Genomic DNA, 23,959 nt, shown 5'->3' on the forward strand with positions numbered 1-23,959 from the left:
CTGAGAATTTCCTGATGGCGCTGTTAATTACCAAAAAATGCATTAATTGCGATATGTGCGAGCCCGAATGCCCAAACCAGGCGATTTCGATGGGCGACAGCATTTATGAGATTAACAGCGACCGCTGCACGGAGTGCATCGGCCACTATGAAACGCCGACCTGTCAAAAAGTGTGCCCGATCCCGAATACCATCCTGAAGGATCCGGCACACGTCGAGAGCGAAGAACAGCTGTGGGATAAGTTTGTCCTGATGCACCACGCGGACAAGCTTTAACTTTCGATGATCACCGTCGCGCTGGCATAGTGGCGTTCATCGGCGATCGTCACGTGCATGTGATTCACCCCCAGCTTTTCTGCCAGCTTTTGCGCCTCACCCCATAAGCGCAGGCTTGGCTTACCCAGCTCATCGTTAAACACTTCAAACTGGTTGAACGCCAGACCGTTACGAATGCCGGTTCCGAAGGCTTTAGCGGCCGCCTCTTTTACCGCAAAGCGCTTTGCCAGAAAGCGCACCGGCTGCTGATGCGCTTCCCAGATGGCCCATTCGTTATCGCTCAGCACGCGTCTCGCCAGGCGATCGCCGCTGCGGGCGATCACCGCTTCTATGCGGGCTATTTCAACGATATCGGTGCCTAAGCCCAGAATGGCCATTACTGACGCGCTTCCTGCATCAGGCGTTTCATTTCTGAAACCGCCTCTTTCAGGCCGCTCATCACCGCGCGGCCAATGATGGCGTGGCCGATGTTCAGCTCGTGCATTTCAGGCAAGGCGGCAATGGCCTTCACGTTGTGGTAGGTCAGGCCGTGACCGGCGTTAACCTTCAGCCCCAGGCTCGCCGCGTAGGTGGCCGCTTTAGCAATACGCTCCAGCTCTTTGGCCTGCTCGGCATCATTTTTGGCATCGGCATAGCAGCCGGTGTGGATTTCGATATACGGCGCGCCCACGTCAGCTGCCGCTTTAATCTGGGTGAAATCGGCGTCAATAAACAGCGAAACCAGGATACCGGCATCCGCCAGGCGCTTGCAGGCATCGCGCATTTTGTCGAGCTGACCGGCCACATCCAGCCCGCCTTCGGTCGTGACTTCCTGGCGTTTTTCCGGCACCAGGCAGCAGAAATGCGGTTGGGTCTCGCAGGCGATGGTCAGCATCTCTTCGGTGACCGCCATCTCCAGATTCATACGGGTGTCCAGCGTCTGACGCAGAATGCGCACGTCGCGGTCAGTAATGTGGCGACGGTCTTCACGCAGGTGAACGGTAATGCCGTCGGCGCCAGCCTGTTCAGCGATAAACGCCGCCTGAACCGGATCGGGATACGCCGTGCCGCGCGCATTACGCAGCGTGGCGATGTGATCGATATTGACGCCTAACAGTAATTCAGCCATGACAATCCTCGGTTTTCTTTTCGATTCTGTGGTCTAACGTTTCGGTACAAACTGCCTGAATAATTCGCGGCTCTTTAAGGGCTTGCCGCCAAGATACGGCTTGAGGGCAATCCGGGTAAAGCGTTTTGCTGCGCACAGGGTATCCTGATCGGGAAACTCGCGCTCATACAGCGCCCGGAGCTGGCGCCCGGTAAAGGTGCTGTTGTCTATCACGATACTGGCAATGAAGCCCTTTTCTTCGCGGTAGCGGTAGGTCATGGTGTCTTCCACTTCGTCACCGCTGCCCGCACAGTGCAAAAAATCGACCCCGTACCCAAGATGGCCCAGTAGCGCCAGTTCAAAACGACGCAAGGCGGGTTCGGGCGTGCCGGTTGCGCCAGCCAGCGCCTGGATACAGTGCAGATAATCGAAGAAAAGTTCAGAGAAGCGAGTCTCATGCTCAAGAACCCGTGAGATGAGTTCGTTGATATACAGGCCGCTGTAGAGCGTGATACCAGAAAGAGGAAGTGCCAGGGAGACGGCTTCGGCACTGCGCAGGGTTTTGACTTCCCCTCGCCCGCCAAAGCGAACCAGCAGCGGCGTGAAAGGCTGTAGGGCACCTTTCAGATTAGAACGTTTGGAACGTGCGCCTTTCGCAACCAGGCGCACGCGACCCGACTCTTCCGTGAAGACGTCCAGCATCAGGCTGGTTTCGCTCCAGGGGCGACTATGCAGGACGAAAGCGCGCTGCCATCCATCCATATGCTCGTCGTCTTAAGTTACTGGTCTTCGCCGTAACCGAGGCTGCGCAGAGCACGCTCATCATCGGCCCAGCCAGATTTCACTTTCACCCACAGTTCGAGGTGAACCGGCGCTTCGAACATCTCCTGCATGTCCTTACGGGCTTCAATGCCGATGGTTTTGATTTTGGCCCCTTTGTTGCCGATCACCATCTTCTTCTGCCCTTCGCGCTCAACGAGGATCAGGCCGTTGATGTCGTAGCCACCGCGCTCGTTGGTCTGGAAACGCTCGATCTCCACCGTCACAGAGTACGGCAGTTCAGCGCCCAGGAAACGCATCAGCTTTTCACGGATGATTTCAGACGCCATAAAGCGCTGAGAGCGATCGGTGATGTAGTCTTCCGGGAAGTGATGAATCGCTTCCGGCAGATGCTTACGCACGATGCCCGCGATGGTATCAACGTTCAGGCCGGTCTCAGCGGACAGCGGAACGATGTCGAGGAAGTTCATCTGGCTACCGAGCCACTGCAGATGCGGAAGCAGGTCGGCCTTTTCCTGCACGTTATCAACTTTGTTGACCGCGAGGATGACCGGCGTTTTGCCGTCACGCAGCTTGTTCAGCACCATCTCGTCGTCCGGCGTCCAGCGGGTGCCTTCCACAACGAAAATCACCAGCTCCACGTCGCCAATCGAGCTGCTCGCCGCCTTGTTCATCAGGCGGTTGATGGCACGCTTCTCTTCCATGTGCAGGCCCGGGGTATCGACGTAGATCGCCTGATACGCGCCTTCAGTATGGATGCCGACGATACGGTGACGCGTGGTCTGCGCCTTACGCGAGGTGATAGAAATCTTCTGCCCAAGCAGATTATTCAACAGAGTGGATTTGCCGACGTTCGGGCGCCCGACGATGGCAATAAATCCGCAATAGGTCTTTTCTTCGCTCATTCCAGCTCCAGCATTTTTAACGCCTGTTCGGCGGCAGCCTGTTCAGCCTTACGACGGCTTGAACCTGTGCCCACCACCGGTTCACTCAGGCCACTGACCTGGCAATGGATGGTAAATTCCTGATCGTGCGCTTCGCCACGAACCTGCACCACCAGATAAGATGGCAGCGGCAGATGACGACCCTGCAAATATTCCTGCAGGCGCGTTTTGGGATCTTTCTGTTTATCGCCCGGGCTGATTTCGTCCAGACGGGTCTGATACCAGTTCAGGATCAGCTTTTCGACGGTCTGGATATCGCTGTCCAGGAACACACCACCAATTAATGCTTCGACCGTATCGGCAAGAATAGATTCACGACGGAAGCCGCCGCTTTTCAGTTCACCCGGTCCAAGACGCAGACATTCGCCCAGTTCAAATTCGCGCGCGATTTCCGCAAGGGTATTACCCCGAACCAGCGTGGCACGCATGCGGCTCATATCACCTTCATCCACGCGCGGGAAACGATGATAAAGCGCATTCGCAATCACGAAACTTAAAATAGAGTCGCCTAAAAACTCGAGACGCTCATTATGTTTGCTGCTGGCACTGCGGTGGGTTAATGCCTGTTGCAACAACTCCTGATGATGAAAAGTGTAGCCCAGCTTCCGTTGAAGCCGATTAATTACGATGGGGTTCATGCGATACCAATAAATGAATGCGTCAAAAATGCAGCACACGAAACCGACCTGAGAAAACCAACGCGGTTTCGTGTGCCGTGGCACCCTTGCAGGGCCAACCTTAAACTTCGGGGGAATATTCTATACACAACGACAGGGGATGTCGTTAGTTCGAAGAGATTTATCGGTGAAATAATTCGTGTAGCCGCTTTAATTAGCGGCTACACGTTCATTTAGTGAGAATTAATGGATTCCGCCGATACGACTCAGGCGAACACCGGTCGGCCATTCGCCTTCCTGTTTCTCAAAACTCATCCAGATGGCGGTGGCTTTACCGACCAGATTCGCTTCCGGCACAAAGCCCCAGTAACGGCTGTCCGCAGAGTTATCGCGGTTGTCACCCATCATGAAGTAATGTCCTGGCGGTACAATCCAGCTCGCCAGCTGCTGGCCCGGCTGGCGATAGTACATACCCAGCTGGTCCTGCGCGATTGGCACGGTGAGGATCCGGTGCGTCACATCGCCCAGCGTCTCTTTGCGCTCAACCAGACGGATGCCGTCCTCTTTGGTTTCACCTTTCGGTACCTGGAAGAATCCGCTGGTCGCTTCACCGCCGTTACGACGGGCGAAGGTCTGCACAAAATCACTTGGCTCAACGTTTGAGTAGGTGATTGGCAGCGCGTTTTCGCATGCGGTACCGGAGCTGCAGCCCGGCTGAACGGTGACTTCTTTCGCAACCGGATCGTAAGTCACTTTATCACCCGGCAGACCTACTGCGCGCTTGATGTAGTCCAGGCGAGGATCTTCCGGATATTTGAACACCACGATGTCGCCACGTTTCGGATGACCGGTTTCGATCAGCGTTTTCTGGTAGATCGGATCTTTAATGCCGTAGGCAAACTTCTCTACCAGAATAAAATCACCAATCAGCAGCGTTGGCATCATTGAACCTGATGGGATCTGGAACGGCTCGTAAATAAACGAACGTACCACCAGCACAATCGCCAGCACCGGAAATACCGAGGCACCCGTTTCCAGCCAGCCCGGTTTCGGGCCGACTTTTTTCAGGGTTTTCGCGTCAATCCCATCGCCAGTGGCTGCCTGTGCGGCGGCCTGACGTTCACGACGTTTTGGGGCGAAGATAAACTTATCCAGACACCACAGCAGACCTGTCACCAGGGTAGCAATGACCAGGATCAGGGCAAACATGTTCGCCATGCCAACTCCTTAGGGTTATTTGCCGTCTTTACCAACATGAAGGATGGCAAGGAATGCTTCCTGCGGCAGCTCGACGTTACCGACCTGCTTCATACGCTTCTTACCTTCTTTCTGCTTCTGCAGCAGCTTTTTCTTACGGCTGACGTCGCCGCCATAGCACTTCGCCAGAACGTTTTTACGCAGCTGTTTCACGGTGGAACGCGCGATAATATGGTTGCCAATGGCCGCCTGAATCGCGATATCGAACTGCTGACGCGGGATCAGATCTTTCATCTTCTCAACCAGCTCGCGGCCACGGTACGGCGCATTGTCGTTGTGGGTGATCAGCGCCAGCGCATCCACACGCTCGCCGTTGATCAGCACGTCCACACGCACCATGTTGGAGGCCTGGAAGCGTTTGAAGTTGTAATCCAGCGACGCATAGCCACGGGAGGTGGACTTCAGACGGTCGAAGAAGTCGAGTACCACTTCCGCCATCGGGATTTCGTAGGTCAATGCGACCTGGTTACCGTGGTAAACCATGTTGGTCTGCACGCCACGCTTCTCAATACACAGTGTAATAACGTTACCCAGGAATTCCTGCGGCAGCAGCATGTGACACTCTGCAATAGGCTCACGCAGTTCCTGAATGTTGTTCAGCGGCGGCAGCTTGGACGGGCTATCGACGTAGATCACTTCTTTCGAGGTGGTTTCAACTTCATAGACTACGGTCGGTGCCGTGGTGATCAGGTCCAGATCGTATTCACGCTCCAGACGCTCCTGAATGATCTCCATGTGCAGCAGACCGAGGAAGCCACAGCGGAAGCCGAAGCCCAGCGCCGTTGAGCTTTCTGGCTCGTAGAACAGGGACGCATCGTTCAGGCTCAGTTTACCGAGCGCATCACGGAAGTTTTCGTAGTCGTCAGAGCTAACCGGGAACAGACCCGCGTAAACCTGCGGTTTTACCTTTTTAAAGCCTGGCAGCGCTTTATCTGCCGGGTTACGCGCACCGGTCAGGGTATCGCCCACTGGCGCACCGAGGATGTCTTTGATGGCGCAGACCAGCCAGCCTACCTCGCCGCATGTCAGCTCGGTACGGTCAACCTGTTTTGGCGTGAAGATACCCAGACGGTCGGCGTTGTAGACCTGTCCGGTACTCATGACCTTGATTTTGTCGCCTTTGCGCATGGTGCCGTTTTTAATACGCACCAGGGAGACAACGCCCAGATAGTTATCGAACCAGGAGTCGATAATCAGCGCCTGCAGCGGCGCATCCGGATCGCCTTCCGGGGCCGGAATATCACGCACCAGGCGTTCCAGCACGTCGGTCACGCCCACACCGGTTTTCGCGGAGCAGCGCACGGCATCGGTCGCGTCAATGCCGACAATATCTTCAATCTCTTCCGCAACGCGCTCAGGATCGGCGGCTGGCAGGTCGATCTTGTTCAAAACCGGCACAACTTCGAGATCCATTTCCATCGCGGTGTAGCAGTTTGCAAGGGTCTGGGCTTCTACGCCCTGCCCGGCATCCACTACCAGCAGCGCGCCTTCACAGGCCGCGAGTGAGCGTGAAACCTCATAGGAGAAGTCAACGTGGCCTGGGGTGTCGATAAAGTTCAGTTGATAGGTTTCACCATCAGCCGCTTTATAATCAAGCGTAACGCTCTGCGCTTTGATGGTGATACCGCGTTCGCGTTCCAGGTCCATGGAGTCCAGAACCTGGGCTTCCATTTCACGATCAGACAGGCCACCGCAAATCTGGATAATACGGTCAGACAGCGTCGACTTACCGTGGTCAATGTGAGCAATGATCGAAAAGTTACGTATGTTCTTCATATAGTTAAATAATTATGCCTTACGAATTCCTGGAGGCCGCTGTTCTTAGCCTGACGTTTTTCAGTGCGAAAACGCAGCATTCTACACTACATCCACGCTACCTGGAAATGCACTTAGAGGCAGCTATAGCGTGAAGAAAGGACGTTTTCTGTTTTGGAACGTAAAAAATGATAAAGCCCGATGGATCACCGGGCCTCAGAAGAGAGTGTTTCAACACGAAGCTGGTCTGGCGCCAGCCCAACGCTGAGAATGACAGGCTGCCACTCCTCGCGTGCGGCGAGCGTCGGTGAGAGGCCTTTGGCGAGCCAGAATCCCCCCAGACCACCTAATGCGGCACCGCACATGGCGGCTCCGTCGGTGCCAAACAGCATCTGGAAAACGCCGCCCATAATAAACAGCCCGATCAGCGGAGAGAGATAGACCAGCATGGCGGAGCTGAGCAGACTGCCTTCCGCGATGCCCAGCTCTACCTTTTGCCCCGCCATCAGCGGCTGTTCACTTGGCACAGAAATCGTGTGCGATGTTTGCGGCCCGAGCTTATTCAGCACGCGGCTACCGCAGCCGGCGCGGGAAGCACAGCTATTACATGAGGCTTTTACATCGCAGCTCACCAGCGCAATGCCGTTCTGCCACGAGACAACCGTCGCCCACTCTTTGATCATTGTGCGGCCCTGAATTTAATGCTGTCGGAAATGCGCTTCGCCGTTTGCGGAGGGAGTTCTCCCACAATGGTGATCTCTGCGTTATCGCGTACCGTTGTACTTACCGTACGACGACCGGTACGCAGCATTTGTTCGGCGCTGTTTGCCGTTGCGCGATTGATATTCACCGAGAAACTGAACAAACCATCGGAATAGAGGCGCGATTCCACCGGCGTTTCAATCGTTGGCAGCTGACGACGGCTGCTGGACACTTCGCTAAACCCTTGCGGGATCCAGGCAGGTACCCAGTTGAAATTAACGGAGTCTCCTGCCGGAACAGAAAGCAGCGGCGGCAGGCTGGCCTTAGCCAGGTTCTGCATGCTGTTACCAACCTGATTGTTCACGCTGAAGGAGATAACGCGGAACTGTTCCAGCGTTTCACCGTCACGGTCGAGGAGGTCAACACGCATGGGGAGTTTGGTTTCCGCATCAATCCAGACGATATAGCTGTAACGCGTTCCGTCCCGGGCAACAACCCGAATCACCTCGCACAGTCTGTCCGCGATACGGGTACGCCCTACCGAAATAAAATCGTAGTAAGGGGCAAGCCGTTTGAAATCGGTGTAAATGAGTGACGGCAGAGAATCAACGATATAATCGCCATTCAGCGTGAAAGGTTCCAGGCCTGGCTCGAAATAGCTGATTTCATTACCACGCTGGACAACTTCCCGACGCGGGCCATCCATCTGTAAAAGCTGGGCGAGCGGCTGGTTATCAAGACGGGCATGACGATAGCGTAACGACTCGACGCCCTGCTTATTGATGCTGATAAATGCCAACTCGTAATTGAGTGACTGGCTGGCCAGATTCATTTGCTGCAACAACGCCCCGGATGATACATCAGCCGAGGCGTTGGCAGAGAAGAACAGGCTACCCGCCATCAGAGACATGGCGAACCAAAGTTGCTTCATTACTGCGATTGCGTTCCTAAAGTTTGGTTTCCGGGCACCTGCACAGCAGCTTGCTGTGTCTGGGCCTGCTCAAACTGAAGCTGTTCAGAGTGCAGACGACGCTGCAACTCGTAATCCTGCAACATCGCATTAATGCGACGGCGCTGCTCCTGAACCTGCTGTTGCTGGCCGCCGCTGGCGGAAGCATCAGCCGGTACGCCCAGGCTTACCGGGCTGGCTTTGCCCATCATCGGCAGTGTGTTAAACACTGGCGCTTCTGGCTGCTGATTAGTTTCAGACTGAGTATTATAGTGCTGGACGCCAACGATAACTGCAAGCGATACGCATGCAGCCACACCCATTTGGGTAAGCTGGCTGGCCCACGGTCGCACCTTTTGCCAGAACGGCATTTTCTGCCACTGGTGAGGTGCAGGTTGAGCTTCAGGAATCAGCGGAGTGGTCTGATGAACAGGCTCATTCTCAATCGCCGCCATGACGCGGGCTGAGATATCGAAATGGAGAACCTCGCCGGTGTCACCGCGAAGGGTGTCACGGATGAGATGGTAACTCTCCCAGGTCTCTTGCATTTCGGGAGAATGAGACAGCTCGTTGAGCAGCTCACTATCAACCGTTTCACCATCCATTAAAGCGGAAAGTTTTTCTTTCTGCATGCCTAATACCTTTTCCAGTATCCCGCTATCGTCAACGCCTGATAAGCGGTTGAACTTTATTATCAATAGCTTCTCGCGCACGGAAAATTCGTGAACGTACCGTGCCGACCGGACAATCCATGATAGCGGCTATCTCTTCATAGCTCAGACCATCAAGCTCCCGTAACGTAATTGCCATGCGTAAATCTTCCGGGAGCGACTCGATCGTGCGAAAAACGATTTGTCTCAGTTCTTCTGACAACATTAAGTTCTCAGGGTTCGAAATTTCTTTCAATGCGCCGCCACTTTCGAAGTTTTCGGCGTCGATTGCGTCCACATCACTAGAAGGCGGACGACGGCCCTGAGCGACCAGATAATTCTTTGCCGTATTGACCGCAATACGGTACAGCCAGGTATAAAAAGCACTATCTCCCCGGAACGAATCCAGCGCGCGATAGGCCTTAATAAAAGACTCTTGCACCACATCAGGCACATCGCCTGACGGTACATAGCGGGAAACCAGGCTCGCCACCTTATGCTGGTAGCGCACCACCAGTAAGTTAAAGGCTTTCTGATCTCCCTTCTGGACCCGTTCAACCAGGACCTGGTCCGTTAACTGCTCGCTCATCCGAGGTAATGTCTCCCCAAACCTAAATTCCACGCGTTATCGAAACGCCACTCTAAAAATACCGCACTTTGAGCAAGCACCGAATTAGAGTGTCTGATCTTCAATAAGTTCCGTAACGCCTTTGTTTTTGTTCATCGCGCCGCAGACTGTTCATTTTCTCTCATTATAAGTCTGTTCACGATACGCACCACTTTCTGACAAGAAACATCTTTTTCCCGCCAGAAGAGTAACGCAACACAGGCTTTATTTCACCACAAAATCTGACGCTAACGATCTGCTTCGCAAAATAATTTCACTCATTTACCCTCCGTTTACCTCCGCTTACGCGTTTAGCCATTGCAACAGCCTATAAAAAAAACGTGCGATAAATCGCATTCGAGTGCTATTCTGACCCAACACTGTTTAGTAAATTAAACAACAATCATGAACACAACACCTGAACTTCATTGTGATGTACTGATCATCGGCAGCGGCGCTGCCGGTCTCTCTCTGGCGCTGCGCCTGGCCGAGCATCAAAACGTTATCGTTCTAAGTAAAGGACCGATAAGTGAAGGTTCCACGTTTTATGCCCAGGGTGGCATTGCCGCCGTGTTTGATGAGACAGACAGTATTGCTTCCCACGTCGACGATACGCTGATTGCCGGGGCCGGGATCGTGGATGCGCATGCCGCAGAGTTTGTCGCCAGCAATGCCCGCCACTGCGTGCAGTGGCTCATCGACCAGGGCGTCTTATTCGATACGCAGGTTCAACCCAACGGTGAAGAGAGCTACCACCTGACGCGCGAAGGCGGCCATAGCCACCGCCGCATCCTGCACGCAGCGGATGCCACCGGGAAAGAAGTGGAGACCACGCTGGTCGGCAAGGCGCTGAGCCATCCTAATATTCGGGTACTTGAACGAAGTAACGCCGTTGACCTGATTATCTCCGACAAGATTGGCCTGCCGGGCACGCGTCGCGTGGTGGGCGCCTGGGTCTGGAACCGCAATAAAGAGAAGGTGGAAACTTGCCAGGCGAAAGCTGTAGTGCTGGCCACGGGCGGCGCCTCTAAAGTGTATCAGTACACCACGAACCCGGACATTGCCTCCGGAGACGGTATCGCGATGGCCTGGCGCGCCGGCTGCCGGGTGGCGAACCTTGAGTTCAATCAGTTTCATCCAACCGCCCTGTTCCATCCTCAGGCGCGCAACTTCCTGCTGACGGAAGCCCTGCGCGGTGAAGGTGCTTATCTGAAACGCCCTGACGGCACCCGCTTTATGCCGGACTTTGACTCTCGTGGCGAACTGGCTCCGCGCGATATCGTTGCCCGCGCCATCGACCATGAAATGAAGCGTCTTGGCGTGGATTGCATGTATCTTGATATCAGCCACAAGCCTGCAGAGTTTATTCGCCAGCACTTCCCGATGATTTACGAAAAGTTGCTCAACCTTGGCATCGATTTAACGCGCGATCCGGTGCCGATTGTGCCAGCCGCCCACTATACCTGCGGTGGGGTCATGGTTGACGATCATGGGCGTACCGATGTCGATGGCCTGTATGCTATCGGTGAGGTCAGCTATACCGGGCTTCACGGCGCGAACCGTATGGCGTCTAACTCGCTGCTTGAGTGCCTGGTCTACGGCTGGTCGGCCGCAGAAGACATCACCAAACGCATGCCCTACGCCCGCGAGACAGAGCGCCTGCCTGCCTGGGATGAAAGCCGCGTGGAAAATCCGGACGAGCTGGTCGTGATCCAGCATAACTGGCATGAGCTACGGCTGTTCATGTGGGATTACGTCGGGATTGTGCGCACCACGAAACGTCTTGAGCGCGCGCTGCGCCGCATCACCATGCTGCAGCAGGAAATTGATGAGTATTATGCCAATTTCCGCGTATCGAATAATCTGCTGGAGCTGCGCAATCTGGTGCAGGTTGCCGAGCTGATCGTTCGCTGCGCGATGATGCGTAAAGAGAGCCGTGGACTGCACTATACGCTGGACTACCCGGATCAGCTTGCTGAATCCGGCCCCTCGATCCTCGCCCCTCAGGTTTACATAAACAGATAAAACGCCTGGGTCAGAGCAGTGTAATCTTCGGAATAACGCTGGTCTGGCCCACGGATCACCATTCGATCGTTAAAGCATTCACCCTCTTTCGGCGAGAGCGCCAGCAGCACGCGGTGCGGCAGTCGTCCTTCCGTATCCGAAATATCGGTACGCAGCCGTAACGTCCAGCCGATCTCCTGCGCGATACCGATGAACGTATTGCCGGTACTCTCAGGCAGGACCACGCAGAAAAAACCTTCTTCGGAGATGAGTTCCGCCGCACTGGTGAGCAGCGCTTTATGATCGAGGGAGCCGGTATAACGCGCCTGTTCACGCTCGGGTGTCCCGCACTCAACGCCGGGCTCGTAGTAGGGAGGGTTACTGACGATCAGATCGTAACGCGCGGTTTGTTCAGGTGCCCAGGCCAGCACATCTGCGCATTCCACCTTCATTCGGGCTGCCCAGGGAGATTCGGCCATATTGTCACTCGCCTGCTCTGCGGCCTGAGCATCCAGTTCGACGGCATCGATGGTGACATGTTCTTCCGTACGCTGCGCCAGCATCAACGCCACCAGCCCGCTGCCGGTACCGATATCAAGAATACGCTTAACACCTGCGACAGGCGCCCACGCTCCCAGTAAAATACCGTCTGTACCGACTTTCATGGCACAGCGATCGTGAGCGACAAAAAATTGTTTAAACGTAAAACCATCGCGGCGCAGCTGCGCTTTGAGTTGAGACATGTCAAGGCAACCTTCTAAGTGAAACTGGAGTAGCATAGGGGAAAGCGAAGTGGCCGAAAAGCGATATCCATACAAACAGATGAAGATTACAGCCGTAACGTCTATAATCAGCGCCCCACACAGAGGTAGAACATGACTGTAACGACTTTTTCCGAACTTGAACTCGATGAAAGCCTGCTCAATGCACTTGAGAGCAAAGGCTTTACACGCCCGACCGCCATTCAGGCAGCGGCCATTCCGCCTGCGCTTGAGGGCCGCGATGTGCTCGGTTCTGCGCCAACCGGCACGGGGAAGACAGCAGCCTATCTGCTGCCTGTGTTGCAGCATCTGCTCGATTTTCCACGTAAAAAATCTGGCCCGCCGCGTATTTTAATCCTGACGCCGACGCGCGAACTGGCCATGCAGGTGGCCGATCACGCGCGTGAACTCGCGGCAAATACCCATCTGGATATCGCCACCATTACCGGCGGCGTTGCGTATATGAACCACGCCGAAGTGTTCAGCGAAAACCAGGACATCGTCGTTGCGACGACGGGCCGCCTGCTGCAGTACATTAAAGAAGAGAACTTCGACTGCCGCGCGGTTGAAACGCTGATCCTCGACGAAGCCGACCGCATGCTGGACATGGGCTTCGCACAGGATATCGAGCACATTGCCGGGGAAACACGCTGGCGTAACCAGACGATGCTGTTCTCTGCCACCCTCGAAGGGGAAGCGATCAAAGACTTCGCAGAGCGTCTGCTGGAAGATCCGGTTGAAGTGTCGGCGACGCCGTCCACCCGTGAGCGTAAGAAGATCCACCAGTGGTACTACCGCGCGGACAACCTTGAGCACAAGGTCGAATTGCTGAAACACCTCCTGAAGCAGGAAGATGCGCTGCGCACAATCGTGTTTGTGCGTAAGCGCGAGCGCGTGCACGAGCTGGCTGAAATGCTGCGTAACGCCGGGATCAACAACTGCTATCTTGAAGGCGAGATGGCGCAGATCAAGCGTACCGAAGGCATTAAGCGCCTGACTGATGGCCGCGTTAACGTGCTGGTTGCCACAGACGTTGCCGCTCGCGGGATCGACATCCCGGACGTCAGCCACGTCATTAACTTCGATATGCCGCGCAGCGGCGATACCTATCTGCACCGTATTGGCCGTACCGGCCGCGCGGGCCGCAAAGGGATTGCTATCTCACTGGTTGAAGCGCATGACTACCTGCTGCTGCAGAAAATTGGCCGCTATGTTGACGAGCCGCTGAAAGCGCGCGTTATTGACAGCTTGCGCCCAACCACACGTGCGCCGAGTGAAAAAATGACGGGTAAACCGTCCAAGAAAGCGCTCGCGAAACGTGCTGAGAGAAAAGAGAAAGAAAAAGAGAAACCGCGCGTGAAGCAGCGCCACCGCGATACCAAAAATATTGGTAAGCGCCGTAAGCCAAGCTCTGCCGCACCAGAGACGAAAACTGAAGAGTGAAAAAAGCCGGGGAAATCCCCGGCTTTTTTATTCCCCCCTGCTGAAGCCGTTACAGGCTTTCAGTAAAGGTACGGGCGATAACGTCGCGCTGCTGTTCTGGAGTCAGTGAGTTAAAGCGAACCGCATAGCCGGACACGCGGATAGTCAGCTGCGGGTATTTTTCAGGGTGCTCAACCGCGTCCATCAGCGTTTCGCGGCGCAGTACGTTTACGTTCAGGTGCTGACCACCTTCCACGCGCACTTCCGGTTTCACTTCCATTGGAATTTCACGGTACTCGATTTCGCCCAGTTTGCTCACCGGCACGATTTCATCTTCAGCAAAACCCGCTTTCGCAACGACACAGCGCGCTTCGTTTTTCTCGCTGTCCAGCAGCCAGAAAGAATTGAGCAGATCGTCATTTGCAGCTTTAGTAATCTGGATACCTGTAATCATGTGTTGCCTCCCTAGGCTACATTAACTGATGTCGGCCTCTCGCGGCCAACTGGTAAAACCATTGTTTCTTGTGTGTATATATATCATTCACACCCCGGTGATTTATTGATTTAAATCAACAAAAACACCAACCACATAAAGAGTGTGGTTTGAATTTATTGTTTTAGATCAATTTCACAGCCTTACCAATTCAACTTGTACTGCATCTTTTCAAAATAAATTTAGCCACTTAGCGCACATTTCAGCGTGTAATTTTGCTCACCGGGGTTAAACAGGTAAGCTAGTCACAGATTGAGATTCGCAGGAGAGCGAGATGACAACACCTTTAACCTGGCATGACGTGCTGGCAGAAGAAAAGCAGCAGCCTTATTTTATCAATACGCTCAGCACCGTTGCCGCTGAGCGTCAGTCCGGACAGACGATTTACCCGCCGCAGAAAGATGTGTTCAACGCCTTTCGCTACACCGAACTGAGCGATGTGAAAGTGGTCATTCTGGGCCAGGATCCCTATCACGGCCCGGGCCAGGCGCATGGGCTGGCGTTTTCCGTACGTCCCGGCGTGGCGATCCCCCCTTCTCTGCTCAACATGTATAAAGAGCTTGAGGGAACCGTGCCCGGGTTTACCCGACCAAACCATGGCTACCTGGAAAGCTGGGCGCGTCAGGGCGTGCTGTTATTGAACACGGTACTCACCGTTCGGGCCGGCCAGGCGCACTCGCACGCCAGCCTGGGCTGGGAGACATTCACCGATAAAGTCATCAGCCTGATCAACGAACACCGTGAAGGGGTCGTGTTTTTACTCTGGGGATCGCACGCGCAGAAGAAAGGGGCGATTATCGATCGTCAGCGTCATCACGTGTTGAAAGCGCCGCACCCGTCACCGCTGTCTGCACATCGCGGTTTCTTTGGCAGTAATCATTTTGTTCTGGCGAATGAATGGCTGGAAAAACGTGGCGAAACGCCGATTGACTGGATGCCTGTGTTACCGGCAGAGAGCGAGTAGTATTTGAATGTGCCGGGTCAGACCCGGCACATTAAGAGGCTTACGCTTTGTTCTGACGCCACCACTCGGCCAGCAGCACGCCGGTCGCAACGGATACGTTCAGACTTTCCACGTTGCCTGTTCCGTCGATAGAGACGCTCAGATCCGCACTCGAGAGCGCCGCGTCAGACAGACCATCACGTTCCTGACCTAATACCAGCACCATTTTACGCGGCAGCGTCGCTTTAAACAGCGGCGTACCGGCATGGCTCGAGGTGGTCACGATGGAATAACCCGCTTTACGGAACTGCTCAAGCGCATCCAGCACGCTGTCGCCGGTGATCGGCTGTACGTGCTCGGCTCCGCCTTCCGCAGTACGGATCGCGGCACCGGATTCCAGCAGCGCGGCATCCTGCAACAGCACGCCTTTCACGCCAAAGTGCGCGCAGCTACGCATCATTGCGCCCAGATTGTGCGGGTTACCTACATCTTCCAGCGCCAGCACGCAGTCATCGGCATCCGCCTGGCTGACCCACTGCTGCACGGTCGTGCCGTTACGTTTTTTGATCAGGAAGCAGACGCCGCCGTGGTGTTCAGTACCGGAGGCTTTGGTCAGCTCGGCATCATCCACGACGTGGTAGGCTTTACGGTTCGCGGCCATCCAGCGCAGCGCTTCTTTAAAGCGCGGAGTCACGCTCTGGATGAACCAGGCGCGGACGATACACTCAGGACGGCTCTGGAACAGCGCCTGGCAAGCATTCTCGCCGTACACGCGGGTCTCTTCCGCACGCTGACGGCGCAGCACTTCCGGATCGATAAAGCTTTTACCGCTGATACCGCCGTGATCGGCTTTTTCCGGCGTCTCATCGCCAGGGGCGCGAGAAACGGTGCGCCACGGGGAGCCGTTATCGCGCGAGAAGTCATCACGCGGACGATCGTCGCGTGGACGGTCACTACGTGGGCGGTCGGAACGCGGACGGTCATCGCGTTTGCGATCGTCACGTTTGCGGTCATCACCGCGGGAATTTCTGTCATCGCGGGCGGGGCGACGGCCACCGTCTGCACGAGAAGACGCCGGACGCCCGCCACCTTTTCCGGTACGCGGATTTTGGGTGCGTTTATCAGAGTCATCATCACTGCGGACATACATCACTTTGACCTTGCCGCTTTTGTTTTTCATTTCGTCGTTCATGCTTTTCTCCACCAGCGCTGCGCGAAGCGCGCAGATTACCCGATGTGCCAGCGCATAGCCATAATTTCGTACAAAAGCCTGTGACTATTGTTCTCATTGAATAAAACGCATTGTTGTTTCAAACAGGCTCATTGATAATATGTAACATATTAGAAACATTATCGGCGTTCTGCCGCTGTCCCACGGCTCTATCAGAGGTTAGTTATGAATACCGTATGTGCCAACTGTCAGGCTCTTAACCGCATTCCGGACGATCGGATGGAAGATGGTGCGAAATGCGGACGTTGTGGCCATGAATTATTTGATGGCGAGGTCATTAACGCGACGGGTGCTACGCTGGACAAACTCCTCAAGGACGATCTTCCTGTCGTGATCGATTTCTGGGCGCCATGGTGCGGCCCATGCCGTAGCTTCGCGCCGATCTTCGAAGACGTGGCCGAAGAGCGCAGCGGAAAAATACGCTTCGTGAAGGTCAATACCGAAGCCGAACCCGAACTGAGCGCCCGTTTTCGTATTCGCAGCATCCCGACCATCATGATTTTCAAAAATGGTGAAGTGATCGATATGCTTAACGGTGCGGTTCCAAAAGCACCTTTTGAAAGCTGGTTAAACGAGTCGCTTTAACATTCAAGGGGCACATCTTGTGCCCCGCTCCCGCCTCTGCGAAAATAGGGTTTTTCCTGCATTTCGCCCATGACTGATAACGCTGTTCTTCAATTACGCGCCGAACGCCTTGCGCGCGCTACCCGACCGTTCCTCGCCCGAGGCAACCGTATTCGCCGCTGTCAGCGCTGCCTGCTGCCGCTGAAGGTTTGTCTGTGCGAGACGCTGGCCCCGAGTACGGCGGAGAGTCGTTTTTGTCTGGTCATGTTCGATACCGAGCCGATGAAACCCAGCAATACGGGGCGTCTTATCGCCGATATTCTGCCGGATACCGCCGCGTTTCAGTGGTCCCGTACGGAGCCGCCTCAGGCCCTGCTCGATTTAGTGGCAAGCAAGGACTATCAGCCGATGGTCGTTTTCCCCGCGTCATACGCAGGTGCGGATCGCCAGGTGCTTTCAGTGCCGCCATCCGGTAAACCACCGCTGTTTATTATGCTGGACGGCACCTGGACCGAAGCGCGAAAAATGTTTCGCAAAAGCCCGTATCTCGACGCACTGCCGGTGATTTCTGTTGATCTTTCCCGCGTCTCCGCCTACCGCCTGCGTGAAGCGCATGCTGACGGGCAATACTGCACCGCCGAAGTTGCCATTGCGCTTCTGGATTTGGCAGGTGATACGGCTGCAGCTGGGGCTCTTGGCAACCATTTCTCATGCTTCCGGGAGCGCTATCTGGCGGGAAAAACCGTTCATAAGGGCAGCGTCACAGCAGCCGAGACGGAAAGCGTTTAAAATCATCAGGTCGCTTGCATTCACAGGAGGCCTGCATGAGCCAGCGAGGGTTAGAAGCGCTACTTCGTCCTAAATCCATTGCCGTCATTGGCGCATCAATGAAACCGGATCGTGCTGGCTATCTGATGATGCGTAACCTGCTGGCCGGGGGGTTTAATGGCCCCGTCATGCCCGTCACGCCGGCGTATAAGGCGGTTCAGGGAGTGCTTGCATGGCCCGATGTACAGAGCCTGCCTTTCGTACCGGATCTTGCCGTACTCTGTACAAACGCGAAGCGTAATCCGGAACTGCTGGAATCGCTCGGCAAGAAAGGCTGTAAAACCTGTATTATTCTCTCGTCTCCGCCTGAACAGAAAGCCGAGCTTCTGGCCTGCGCCAGCCGCTATCAAATGCGTATTCTTGGGCCAAACAGTCTTGGCCTGCTCGCCCCCTGGCAGGGGCTGAACGCCAGTTTCTCTCCGGTTCCGATCCGCAAAGGCAAACTCGCGTTTATCTCGCAGTCGGCTGCGGTATCGAACACCATCCTTGACTGGGCGCAGCAGCGTGAAATGGGATTCTCCTACTTCATTGCCCTGGGCGACAGCCTGGATATCGACGTTGATGAGCTCCTGGATTTTCTGGCGCGCGACGGTAAAACCAGTGCGATCCTGCTTTATCTTGAGCACCTCAGCGACGCGCGTCGTTTTGTCTCGGCTTCGCGAAGCGCGTCGCGCAATAAGCCGATCCTGGTGATCAAAAGCGGACGCAGCCCTGCGGCACAGCGTCTGCTGCATTCGCATTCCGGCATGGATCCCGCCTGGGACGCCGCCATCCAGCGTGCGGGGCTGCTGCGGGTACAGGATACGCACGAGCTTTTTTCCGCCGTTGAGACCTTAAGCCATATGCGCCCGTTGCGCGGCGAGAAGTTAATGATTGTCAGTAACGGTGCAGCCCCTGCGGCACTCGCCCTGGATGAGCTGTGGCGGCGCTTCGGCAAGCTGGCAACGCTGAGTGAAGAGACGCTGCAGCGCCTGAAAGACGCGCTTCCGACCAGCGTGACGCCCGGCAATCCGCTTGATTTGCGCGATGATGCCAGCAGCGAGCGCTATATCAAGGCAATTTCCATTTTGCTGGATAGCCAGGATTTCGATGCGCTGATGATTATCCACTCCCCCAGCGCGGTCGCGCCTGGCAGCGAAAGCGCGCGCGCGCTCATTGACGCCGTGCACAATCATCCGCGAGGCAAATATGTCACCCTGCTGACCAACTGGTGCGGCGAGTTTTCTTCGCAGGAGGCGCGGCGCTTGTTCAGCGAGGCCGGGCTGCCAACCTACCGTACGCCGGAAGGCACCATCACCGCCTTTATGCATATGGTGGAATATCGCCGCAACCAGAAACAGCTGCGTGAGACGCCGGCTTTGCCCGGGAATCTGACGGCGAACACCGTCGACGTTCACCGGCTTTTGCAGCAAGCCATTGAAGAAGGCGCGACGTCGCTGGATACGCATGAGGTCCAGCCCATTCTGGGCAGCTACGGGATGCAAACCCTGCCGACCTGGATCGCCAGCGACAGCGCTGAGGCCGTGCATATTGCCGAGCAAATTGGCTATCCGGTTGCCCTGAAGCTGCGCTCTCCGGATATCCCGCATAAGTCTGATGTTCAGGGGGTGATGTTATACCTGCGTACGGCGACTGAGGTACAGCAGGCCGCCGATGCCATTTTCGATCGGGTCAAAATGGCCTGGCCGCAGGCAAGGATCCACGGATTGCTGGTGCAAAGCATGGCAAACCGCGCAGGCGCTCAGGAATTACGGGTGGTGGTCGAACACGATCCCGTCTTTGGCCCGCTCATCATGCTGGGAGAAGGTGGCGTTGAGTGGCGTCCGGAGGAGCAGGCCGTGGTCGCTTTACCGCCGCTGAACATGAACCTGGCGCGTTATCTGATCATCCAGGCGATTAAAAGTAAAAAGATCCGTGGCCGGAGCGCGCTGCGTCCGCTTGATATTGCCGGGCTAAGTCAGTTCCTGGTGCAGGTCTCTAACCTGATTGTGGATTGTGCCGAGATCCAGCGGCTGGACATTCATCCGCTGCTCGCCTCCGGCAATGAGTTTACGGCGCTGGACGTAACCCTGGATATCGCGCCCTTCGAAGGAGACAGAGAGAGCCGTCTGGCGATCCGCCCGTATCCCCTGCAGCTGGAGGAGTGGGTTGAGATGAAGAATGGGGAACGCGCCTTGTTCCGCCCTATCCTGCCGGAAGATGAGCCCCAGTTGCGGGCTTTTATCTCTCAGGTCACGAAAGAGGATCTTTACTATCGCTATTTTAGCGAAATCAACGAATTTACCCACGATGATTTAGCCAATATGACCCAGATCGACTACGATCGAGAAATGGCGTTTGTTGCCGTTCGCCGCTCCGAAAAGGGAGATGAGATCCTCGGCGTCACGCGTGCGATTTCTGACCCGGATAACGTCGATGCGGAGTTTGCGGTGCTGGTGCGCTCCGATCTTAAAGGCCTGGGTCTGGGAAGACGGCTGCTGGAAAAACTCATCAGTTATACGCGAGATCACGGATTGTTACGCCTCAATGGCATTACTATGCCTAACAATCGCGGTATGGTGACCCTGGCGCGAAAACTTGGGTTTGACGTTGATATTCAGCTGGACGAAGGTATTGTGGCTTTGTCCCTCAGTCTGACATCAGCAGACAAACGCGAGTAAGCTACTGGAAATGTTACCCACTTTGGACGGGACTGGTGGTATCATTGTCCGCTTATGTTGTTTGCATGGTACAGACAACCCTTCAATGAACAGAGAAGAAACGCACTGTGATGTTGTCAAAATTTAAGCGTAATAAACATCAACAACACCTTGCTCAACTACCGAAGATTTCTCAGTCAGTTGATGATGTAGAGTTCTTTTACGCTCCCGCTCATTTTCGGGAGACGCTTCTGGAAAAGATTGCCAGCGCCACGCGACGCATTTGCATTGTGGCGCTTTATCTTGAACAGGATGAAGGCGGGCGCGCGATCCTGAACGCGCTCTATGAAGCCAAACGTCAGCGGCCGGAACTTGATGTTCGCGTACTGGTAGACTGGCATCGCGCTCAGCGTGGCCGTATTGGCGCTGCCGCGTCAAACACCAATGCCGACTGGTATTGCCGCACGGCGCAGGAAAATCCTGGCGTTGATGTGCCTGTTTATGGCGTCCCGGTGAATACCCGTGAAGCACTCGGCGTTCTTCATTTTAAGGGGTTTATCATTGATGACAGCGTGCTTTACAGCGGCGCAAGTCTGAATGATGTTTACCTTCATCAGCTCGATAAATATCGCTACGACCGCTACCATCTGATCCGTAATCCGCAGATGGCCGATATCATGTTCAACTGGGTTGATAAAAATCTGGTCCATGGCCGCGGCGTTAATCGCCTTGACGATCCCGAGCGCCCTAAAAGCCCGGAAATCAAAAATGATGTTCGCGCCTTCCGCCAGGAGCTGCGTGATGCGGTCTATCATTTCCAGGGTGATGCGAACAACGAAGAGTTATCCGTTACCCCGCTGGTCGGGCTCGGCAAATCAAGCCTGCTGAACAAAACGATTTTCCATCTGATGCCGTGCGCGGAGCAGAAACTCACCATCTGTACGCCGTACTTCAACCTTCCTGCCGTGCTGGTGCGTAATATCATTCAGCTGCTACGCGACGGTAAAAAAGTGGAAATCATCGTGGGTGATAAAACGGCAAACGACTTCTTCATTCCTGAAGATCAGCCGTTCAAAATCATCGGTGCGCTGCCTTATCTCTATGAGATTAACCTGCGCCGTTTCCTGAGCCGTTTACAGTATTACGTCAACACTGACCAGCTGGTTGTGCGTCTCTGGAAAGACGAAGATAACACTTACCATCTGAAAGGAATGTGGGTCGACGATGAGTGGATGCTGCTGACCGGTAACAACCTGAACCCACGCGCGTGGCGACTGGATCTGGAAAACGCTATCCTGATCCATGACCCGCAGCATGAGTTAGCCGCAAAACGTGAGCGTGAGCTGGAGCTGATTCGCACCCACACGACAGTGGTTAATCATTACCGAGAACTGCAGAGCATTGCCGATTACCCGGTGAAAGTCCGCAAGCTTATCCGCCGCTTACGTCGTATCCGTATCGACCGACTTATCAGCCGCATTCTGTAATATCCAGGCCCTGCCACCCGCAGGGCTTTTTTATGGAGCCCGTTGATGCGTATTCCTCTGTTACTGAGCGTCTTCTTCCTGAGTGGCTGTAGCCATATGGCCAACGATAACTGGTCCGGACAGGATAAAGCACAGCATTTCCTCGCTTCTGCGATGTTGTCCGCAGCCGGTAATGAATATGCGCAGCATCAGGGATACAGCCGGGATCGTAGCGCGGCGATAGGGCTGATGTTCTCAGTGGGTCTTGGGGCATCAAAAGAACTGTGGGATAGCCGCCCCGCAGGGAGCGGCTGGAGCTGGAAAGATTTCGCCTGGGATGTCGCCGGCGCAACGACCGGCTATGCCGTATGGCAGATGGCGCGGTATTAAAGTCGAATGCCTTTCCCTTTGCGATGCAGCATCAGGGAAACAACAAATGCCAGTGCGCCCATTATCGTTACGTACCAGAAGAATGTCGTTTCACTTCCCCATGATTTAAGCGACAACGCAACGTATTCCGCCGATCCGCCAAATAGCGCATTAGCCACCGCATAAGAGAGCCCTACCCCTAAAGCACGTACCTGCGCCGGGAACATTTCAGCTTTCAGTATCCCGCTGATAGAGGTATAGAAACTGACAATCACCATCGCCAGCATCACCAGTGCAAACGCGGCATAGGGCGAATTCACATGCTGAAGGGCAGACAGAATAGGGACGGTACATAATGCCGACAGCCCGCCAAAAATCAGCATCGACGTACGTCGACCGATTTTATCCGAGAGCGCACCGATAACGGGTTGTATGAGCATAAAGACAAACAGCGCAACGGTCATGACTACGCTGGCGACATTTGCGTGCATGCCGGTAGTGTTCACCAGGTACTTCTGCATATAGGTGGTGAACGTGTAGAAACTGAGAGAGCCGCCCGCAGTAAAGCCAAGCACCATAAGGAAAGCTTTGCGGTTACGCCATAACCCTTTGAATGTTCCCGCCTCCTTCAGCATCCTGACCTCTTTCTGAGAGGTTTCATCTAGCTGACGGCGTAGCCAAAGTGCAACGACCGCCAGTACAGCGCCCATCGCGAAAGGAATTCGCCATCCCCAGGCATGAAGCTGTTCGTCCGTCAGAATCTGCTGCAGGATCACCACCACAAGAATGGCCAGCAGTTGACCGCCAATCAGCGTGACGTACTGGAATGAGGCGTAAAAACCTTTACGGCCCTCGAGGGCAATCTCACTCATGTAGGTCGCACTGGTACCGTATTCACCACCCACCGATAATCCCTGGAACAAGCGGGCCAGTAAAAGTAGCGCCGGTGCCCAGGTGCCAATTGATTCATATCCCGGTAAGCAGGCGATCACCAGAGAGCCAAAGCACATCATACAGACCGAGATCAGCATGGAGGCTTTTCGTCCGCGACGATCCGCTATGCGGCCGAACAGCCAGCCCCCGATAGGCCGCATTAAGAAGCCTGCGGCGAAAACTCCTGCCGTTTGTAGCAGCTGCGTGGTGGTGTTGCCGGATGGGAAGAAAATATGTGCGAAGTAGAGTGAACAGAATGAGTAGACGTAAAAGTCGAACCATTCAACCAAATTCCCTGAAGAGGCGCTGATGATTGCCCATACCCTTCTTCGGGTATCACTGTGAGCCAGCGTCCCGTTTGATGTCATGCTTTCTGTCATTGTGATTATGCTCCTGCCATAAACTGCGGCGTATTGAGCCAGAAGACTCAACAACCTCGTAAATGAAATGTTATAATTTTGTTATAAATCACATTGAGACAGAGATCACACATTCCATTAGCAGGATAAGGGATTAGGAGAAAGGCCAGAGAGGGAAAGCACAAAGCAAAAAACCCCGCACCTTACGGTACGGGGTTCTTCTTAATTGATGCCTGGCAGTTCCCTACTCTCACATGGGGAGACCCCACACTACCATCGGCGCTACGGCGTTTCACTTCTGAGTTCGGCATGGGGTCAGGTGGG

At 54.8% G+C, this 23,959-nt stretch carries 25 protein-coding genes and 1 rRNA gene; 9 read left to right on the forward strand and 17 right to left on the reverse strand.

Annotated features, from left to right (window positions below; translation table 11 throughout):
• The first annotated feature begins 14 nt into the window (after positions 1-14).
• A complete protein-coding gene (locus AC0TNG_RS10855; RefSeq protein WP_008502177.1) occupies positions 15-275 on the forward strand; it encodes a YfhL family 4Fe-4S dicluster ferredoxin in 261 nt (86 codons plus the stop codon).
• Here the strand turns inward: AC0TNG_RS10855 and acpS are convergent.
• From acpS to rseD, 12 genes are all read right to left on the reverse strand, one after another.
• Positions 272-652: a holo-ACP synthase gene (acpS, locus tag AC0TNG_RS10860; RefSeq protein WP_023294331.1), complete on the reverse strand. Its 381-nt coding sequence runs from the start codon at positions 650-652 to the stop codon at positions 272-274. The two genes, AC0TNG_RS10855 and acpS, sit on opposite strands and share 4 nt — an antisense overlap.
• A complete protein-coding gene (gene pdxJ, locus AC0TNG_RS10865) occupies positions 652-1,383 on the reverse strand; it encodes a pyridoxine 5'-phosphate synthase (RefSeq protein WP_024908623.1) in 732 nt (243 codons plus the stop codon). The genes acpS and pdxJ overlap by 1 nt, the downstream gene beginning before the upstream one ends.
• Positions 1,384-1,416: 33 nt before the next feature.
• A complete protein-coding gene (gene recO / locus AC0TNG_RS10870; protein WP_473713475.1) occupies positions 1,417-2,124 on the reverse strand; it encodes a DNA repair protein RecO in 708 nt (235 codons plus the stop codon).
• A 17-nt stretch (positions 2,125-2,141) separates the two neighbouring features.
• Complete coding sequence (gene era / locus AC0TNG_RS10875) at positions 2,142-3,047, reverse strand: GTPase Era (protein WP_024908621.1); 906 nt, start codon at positions 3,045-3,047, stop codon at positions 2,142-2,144.
• A complete protein-coding gene (gene rnc / locus AC0TNG_RS10880) occupies positions 3,044-3,724 on the reverse strand; it encodes a ribonuclease III (protein ID WP_003860711.1) in 681 nt (226 codons plus the stop codon). Before rnc ends, era begins: the two co-directional genes overlap by 4 nt.
• 222 nt (positions 3,725-3,946) lie before the next feature.
• The gene (gene lepB / locus AC0TNG_RS10885) at positions 3,947-4,921 is read right to left on the reverse strand and encodes a signal peptidase I (RefSeq protein WP_024908620.1); all 975 of its coding nucleotides are present in this window, start codon (positions 4,919-4,921) and stop codon (positions 3,947-3,949) included.
• A gap of 15 nt (positions 4,922-4,936) precedes the next feature.
• Entirely contained in the window at positions 4,937-6,736 is a 1,800-nt protein-coding gene (gene lepA, locus AC0TNG_RS10890; RefSeq protein ID WP_024908619.1) for a translation elongation factor 4, read from the reverse strand.
• Between the two features lie 185 nt (positions 6,737-6,921).
• Positions 6,922-7,398: a SoxR-reducing system protein RseC gene (gene rseC / locus AC0TNG_RS10895; protein WP_032653064.1), complete on the reverse strand. Its 477-nt coding sequence runs from the start codon at positions 7,396-7,398 to the stop codon at positions 6,922-6,924.
• Entirely contained in the window at positions 7,395-8,348 is a 954-nt protein-coding gene (gene rseB, locus AC0TNG_RS10900) for a sigma-E factor regulatory protein RseB (protein ID WP_023308851.1), read from the reverse strand. The genes rseC and rseB overlap by 4 nt, the downstream gene beginning before the upstream one ends.
• Entirely contained in the window at positions 8,348-8,998 is a 651-nt protein-coding gene (gene rseA / locus AC0TNG_RS10905) for an anti-sigma-E factor RseA (protein WP_008502186.1), read from the reverse strand. The genes rseB and rseA overlap by 1 nt, the downstream gene beginning before the upstream one ends.
• 31 nt (positions 8,999-9,029) lie before the next feature.
• The gene (rpoE, locus tag AC0TNG_RS10910; protein WP_006176728.1) at positions 9,030-9,605 is read right to left on the reverse strand and encodes an RNA polymerase sigma factor RpoE; all 576 of its coding nucleotides are present in this window, start codon (positions 9,603-9,605) and stop codon (positions 9,030-9,032) included.
• Positions 9,602-9,685 carry a rpoE leader peptide RseD gene (gene rseD, locus AC0TNG_RS10915; RefSeq protein ID WP_223605340.1) on the reverse strand — a complete coding sequence of 28 codons (84 nt, stop codon included), beginning with the start codon at positions 9,683-9,685 and terminating at the stop codon, positions 9,602-9,604. The genes rpoE and rseD overlap by 4 nt, the downstream gene beginning before the upstream one ends.
• Before the next feature lie 343 nt (positions 9,686-10,028).
• Between rseD and nadB the strand changes: the two genes are divergently transcribed.
• On the forward strand, positions 10,029-11,648 hold the full coding sequence (gene nadB / locus AC0TNG_RS10920; RefSeq protein WP_045908531.1) for an L-aspartate oxidase: 1,620 nt from the start codon (positions 10,029-10,031) through the stop codon (positions 11,646-11,648).
• Here nadB and trmN read toward each other — a convergent pair.
• Complete coding sequence (gene trmN / locus AC0TNG_RS10925) at positions 11,633-12,370, reverse strand: tRNA(1)(Val) (adenine(37)-N(6))-methyltransferase TrmN (protein WP_023344703.1); 738 nt, start codon at positions 12,368-12,370, stop codon at positions 11,633-11,635. The two genes, nadB and trmN, sit on opposite strands and share 16 nt — an antisense overlap.
• Positions 12,371-12,502: 132 nt before the next feature.
• On the opposite strand from trmN, the gene srmB reads away from it, so the two are divergent.
• Positions 12,503-13,831, forward strand: coding sequence for an ATP-dependent RNA helicase SrmB (srmB, locus tag AC0TNG_RS10930; RefSeq protein WP_370883372.1), 1,329 nt, complete (start codon positions 12,503-12,505; stop codon positions 13,829-13,831).
• 49 nt (positions 13,832-13,880) lie between these two features.
• Here the strand turns inward: srmB and grcA are convergent, their stop codons facing one another.
• Entirely contained in the window at positions 13,881-14,264 is a 384-nt protein-coding gene (gene grcA / locus AC0TNG_RS10935) for an autonomous glycyl radical cofactor GrcA (protein ID WP_008502190.1), read from the reverse strand.
• A 313-nt stretch (positions 14,265-14,577) separates the two neighbouring features.
• On the opposite strand from grcA, the gene ung reads away from it, so the two are divergent.
• Entirely contained in the window at positions 14,578-15,267 is a 690-nt protein-coding gene (gene ung / locus AC0TNG_RS10940; protein WP_023333064.1) for a uracil-DNA glycosylase, read from the forward strand.
• Between the two features lie 40 nt (positions 15,268-15,307).
• Here the strand turns inward: ung and AC0TNG_RS10945 are convergent, their stop codons facing one another.
• A complete protein-coding gene (locus AC0TNG_RS10945; protein WP_032648656.1) occupies positions 15,308-16,438 on the reverse strand; it encodes a tRNA/rRNA methyltransferase in 1,131 nt (376 codons plus the stop codon).
• 204 nt (positions 16,439-16,642) lie between these two features.
• On the opposite strand from AC0TNG_RS10945, the gene trxC reads away from it, so the two are divergent.
• The 5 genes from trxC (at position 16,643) to AC0TNG_RS10970 (ending at position 22,364) form a co-directional block, all read left to right on the forward strand.
• Positions 16,643-17,062: a thioredoxin TrxC gene (gene trxC / locus AC0TNG_RS10950; RefSeq protein ID WP_024908614.1), complete on the forward strand. Its 420-nt coding sequence runs from the start codon at positions 16,643-16,645 to the stop codon at positions 17,060-17,062.
• Positions 17,063-17,131: 69 nt separating this feature from the next.
• Positions 17,132-17,830, forward strand: coding sequence for a tRNA-uridine aminocarboxypropyltransferase (locus AC0TNG_RS10955; RefSeq protein ID WP_032648653.1), 699 nt, complete (start codon positions 17,132-17,134; stop codon positions 17,828-17,830).
• Positions 17,831-17,865: 35 nt separating this feature from the next.
• Positions 17,866-20,529 (forward strand): bifunctional acetate--CoA ligase family protein/GNAT family N-acetyltransferase, encoded by a 2,664-nt coding sequence (locus tag AC0TNG_RS10960; RefSeq protein WP_032648652.1) that lies wholly within the window; start codon positions 17,866-17,868, stop codon positions 20,527-20,529.
• A 110-nt stretch (positions 20,530-20,639) separates the two neighbouring features.
• Complete coding sequence (pssA, locus tag AC0TNG_RS10965; RefSeq protein WP_023333068.1) at positions 20,640-21,995, forward strand: CDP-diacylglycerol--serine O-phosphatidyltransferase; 1,356 nt, start codon at positions 20,640-20,642, stop codon at positions 21,993-21,995.
• 45 nt (positions 21,996-22,040) lie between these two features.
• On the forward strand, positions 22,041-22,364 hold the full coding sequence (locus tag AC0TNG_RS10970; RefSeq protein WP_024908611.1) for a YfiM family lipoprotein: 324 nt from the start codon (positions 22,041-22,043) through the stop codon (positions 22,362-22,364).
• Here the strand turns inward: AC0TNG_RS10970 and AC0TNG_RS10975 are convergent.
• Together AC0TNG_RS10975 and rrf are read right to left on the reverse strand one after the other, a co-directional pair.
• Complete coding sequence (locus tag AC0TNG_RS10975) at positions 22,361-23,656, reverse strand: MFS family transporter (RefSeq protein WP_473713476.1); 1,296 nt, start codon at positions 23,654-23,656, stop codon at positions 22,361-22,363. The two genes, AC0TNG_RS10970 and AC0TNG_RS10975, sit on opposite strands and share 4 nt — an antisense overlap.
• A 210-nt stretch (positions 23,657-23,866) precedes the next feature.
• Positions 23,867-23,959, reverse strand: a 5S ribosomal RNA gene (gene rrf / locus AC0TNG_RS10980); the annotation flags it as partial.

Source organism: Enterobacter sp. PL_is514, from assembly GCF_055816715.1.

What these genes read in the sequence shown, in the direction of transcription:
- AC0TNG_RS10855 (WP_008502177.1), top strand. Translation starts at nt 15, where the DNA reads ATGGCGCTGTTAATTACCAAAAAATGCATTAATTGCGATATGTGCGAG.
- acpS (WP_023294331.1), bottom strand. Translation starts at nt 652, where the DNA reads ATGGCCATTCTGGGCTTAGGCACCGATATCGTTGAAATAGCCCGCATA.
- pdxJ (WP_024908623.1), bottom strand. Translation starts at nt 1,383, where the DNA reads ATGGCTGAATTACTGTTAGGCGTCAATATCGATCACATCGCCACGCTG.
- recO (WP_473713475.1), bottom strand. Translation starts at nt 2,124, where the DNA reads ATGGATGGATGGCAGCGCGCTTTCGTCCTGCATAGTCGCCCCTGGAGC.
- era (WP_024908621.1), bottom strand. Translation starts at nt 3,047, where the DNA reads ATGAGCGAAGAAAAGACCTATTGCGGATTTATTGCCATCGTCGGGCGC.
- rnc (WP_003860711.1), bottom strand. Translation starts at nt 3,724, where the DNA reads ATGAACCCCATCGTAATTAATCGGCTTCAACGGAAGCTGGGCTACACT.
- lepB (WP_024908620.1), bottom strand. Translation starts at nt 4,921, where the DNA reads ATGGCGAACATGTTTGCCCTGATCCTGGTCATTGCTACCCTGGTGACA.
- lepA (WP_024908619.1), bottom strand. Translation starts at nt 6,736, where the DNA reads ATGAAGAACATACGTAACTTTTCGATCATTGCTCACATTGACCACGGT.
- rseC (WP_032653064.1), bottom strand. Translation starts at nt 7,398, where the DNA reads ATGATCAAAGAGTGGGCGACGGTTGTCTCGTGGCAGAACGGCATTGCG.
- rseB (WP_023308851.1), bottom strand. Translation starts at nt 8,348, where the DNA reads ATGAAGCAACTTTGGTTCGCCATGTCTCTGATGGCGGGTAGCCTGTTC.
- rseA (WP_008502186.1), bottom strand. Translation starts at nt 8,998, where the DNA reads ATGCAGAAAGAAAAACTTTCCGCTTTAATGGATGGTGAAACGGTTGAT.
- rpoE (WP_006176728.1), bottom strand. Translation starts at nt 9,605, where the DNA reads ATGAGCGAGCAGTTAACGGACCAGGTCCTGGTTGAACGGGTCCAGAAG.
- nadB (WP_045908531.1), top strand. Translation starts at nt 10,029, where the DNA reads ATGAACACAACACCTGAACTTCATTGTGATGTACTGATCATCGGCAGC.
- trmN (WP_023344703.1), bottom strand. Translation starts at nt 12,370, where the DNA reads ATGTCTCAACTCAAAGCGCAGCTGCGCCGCGATGGTTTTACGTTTAAA.
- srmB (WP_370883372.1), top strand. Translation starts at nt 12,503, where the DNA reads ATGACTGTAACGACTTTTTCCGAACTTGAACTCGATGAAAGCCTGCTC.
- grcA (WP_008502190.1), bottom strand. Translation starts at nt 14,264, where the DNA reads ATGATTACAGGTATCCAGATTACTAAAGCTGCAAATGACGATCTGCTC.
- ung (WP_023333064.1), top strand. Translation starts at nt 14,578, where the DNA reads ATGACAACACCTTTAACCTGGCATGACGTGCTGGCAGAAGAAAAGCAG.
- AC0TNG_RS10945 (WP_032648656.1), bottom strand. Translation starts at nt 16,438, where the DNA reads ATGAACGACGAAATGAAAAACAAAAGCGGCAAGGTCAAAGTGATGTAT.
- trxC (WP_024908614.1), top strand. Translation starts at nt 16,643, where the DNA reads ATGAATACCGTATGTGCCAACTGTCAGGCTCTTAACCGCATTCCGGAC.
- AC0TNG_RS10955 (WP_032648653.1), top strand. Translation starts at nt 17,132, where the DNA reads ATGACTGATAACGCTGTTCTTCAATTACGCGCCGAACGCCTTGCGCGC.
- AC0TNG_RS10960 (WP_032648652.1), top strand. Translation starts at nt 17,866, where the DNA reads ATGAGCCAGCGAGGGTTAGAAGCGCTACTTCGTCCTAAATCCATTGCC.
- pssA (WP_023333068.1), top strand. Translation starts at nt 20,640, where the DNA reads ATGTTGTCAAAATTTAAGCGTAATAAACATCAACAACACCTTGCTCAA.
- AC0TNG_RS10970 (WP_024908611.1), top strand. Translation starts at nt 22,041, where the DNA reads ATGCGTATTCCTCTGTTACTGAGCGTCTTCTTCCTGAGTGGCTGTAGC.
- AC0TNG_RS10975 (WP_473713476.1), bottom strand. Translation starts at nt 23,656, where the DNA reads ATGACAGAAAGCATGACATCAAACGGGACGCTGGCTCACAGTGATACC.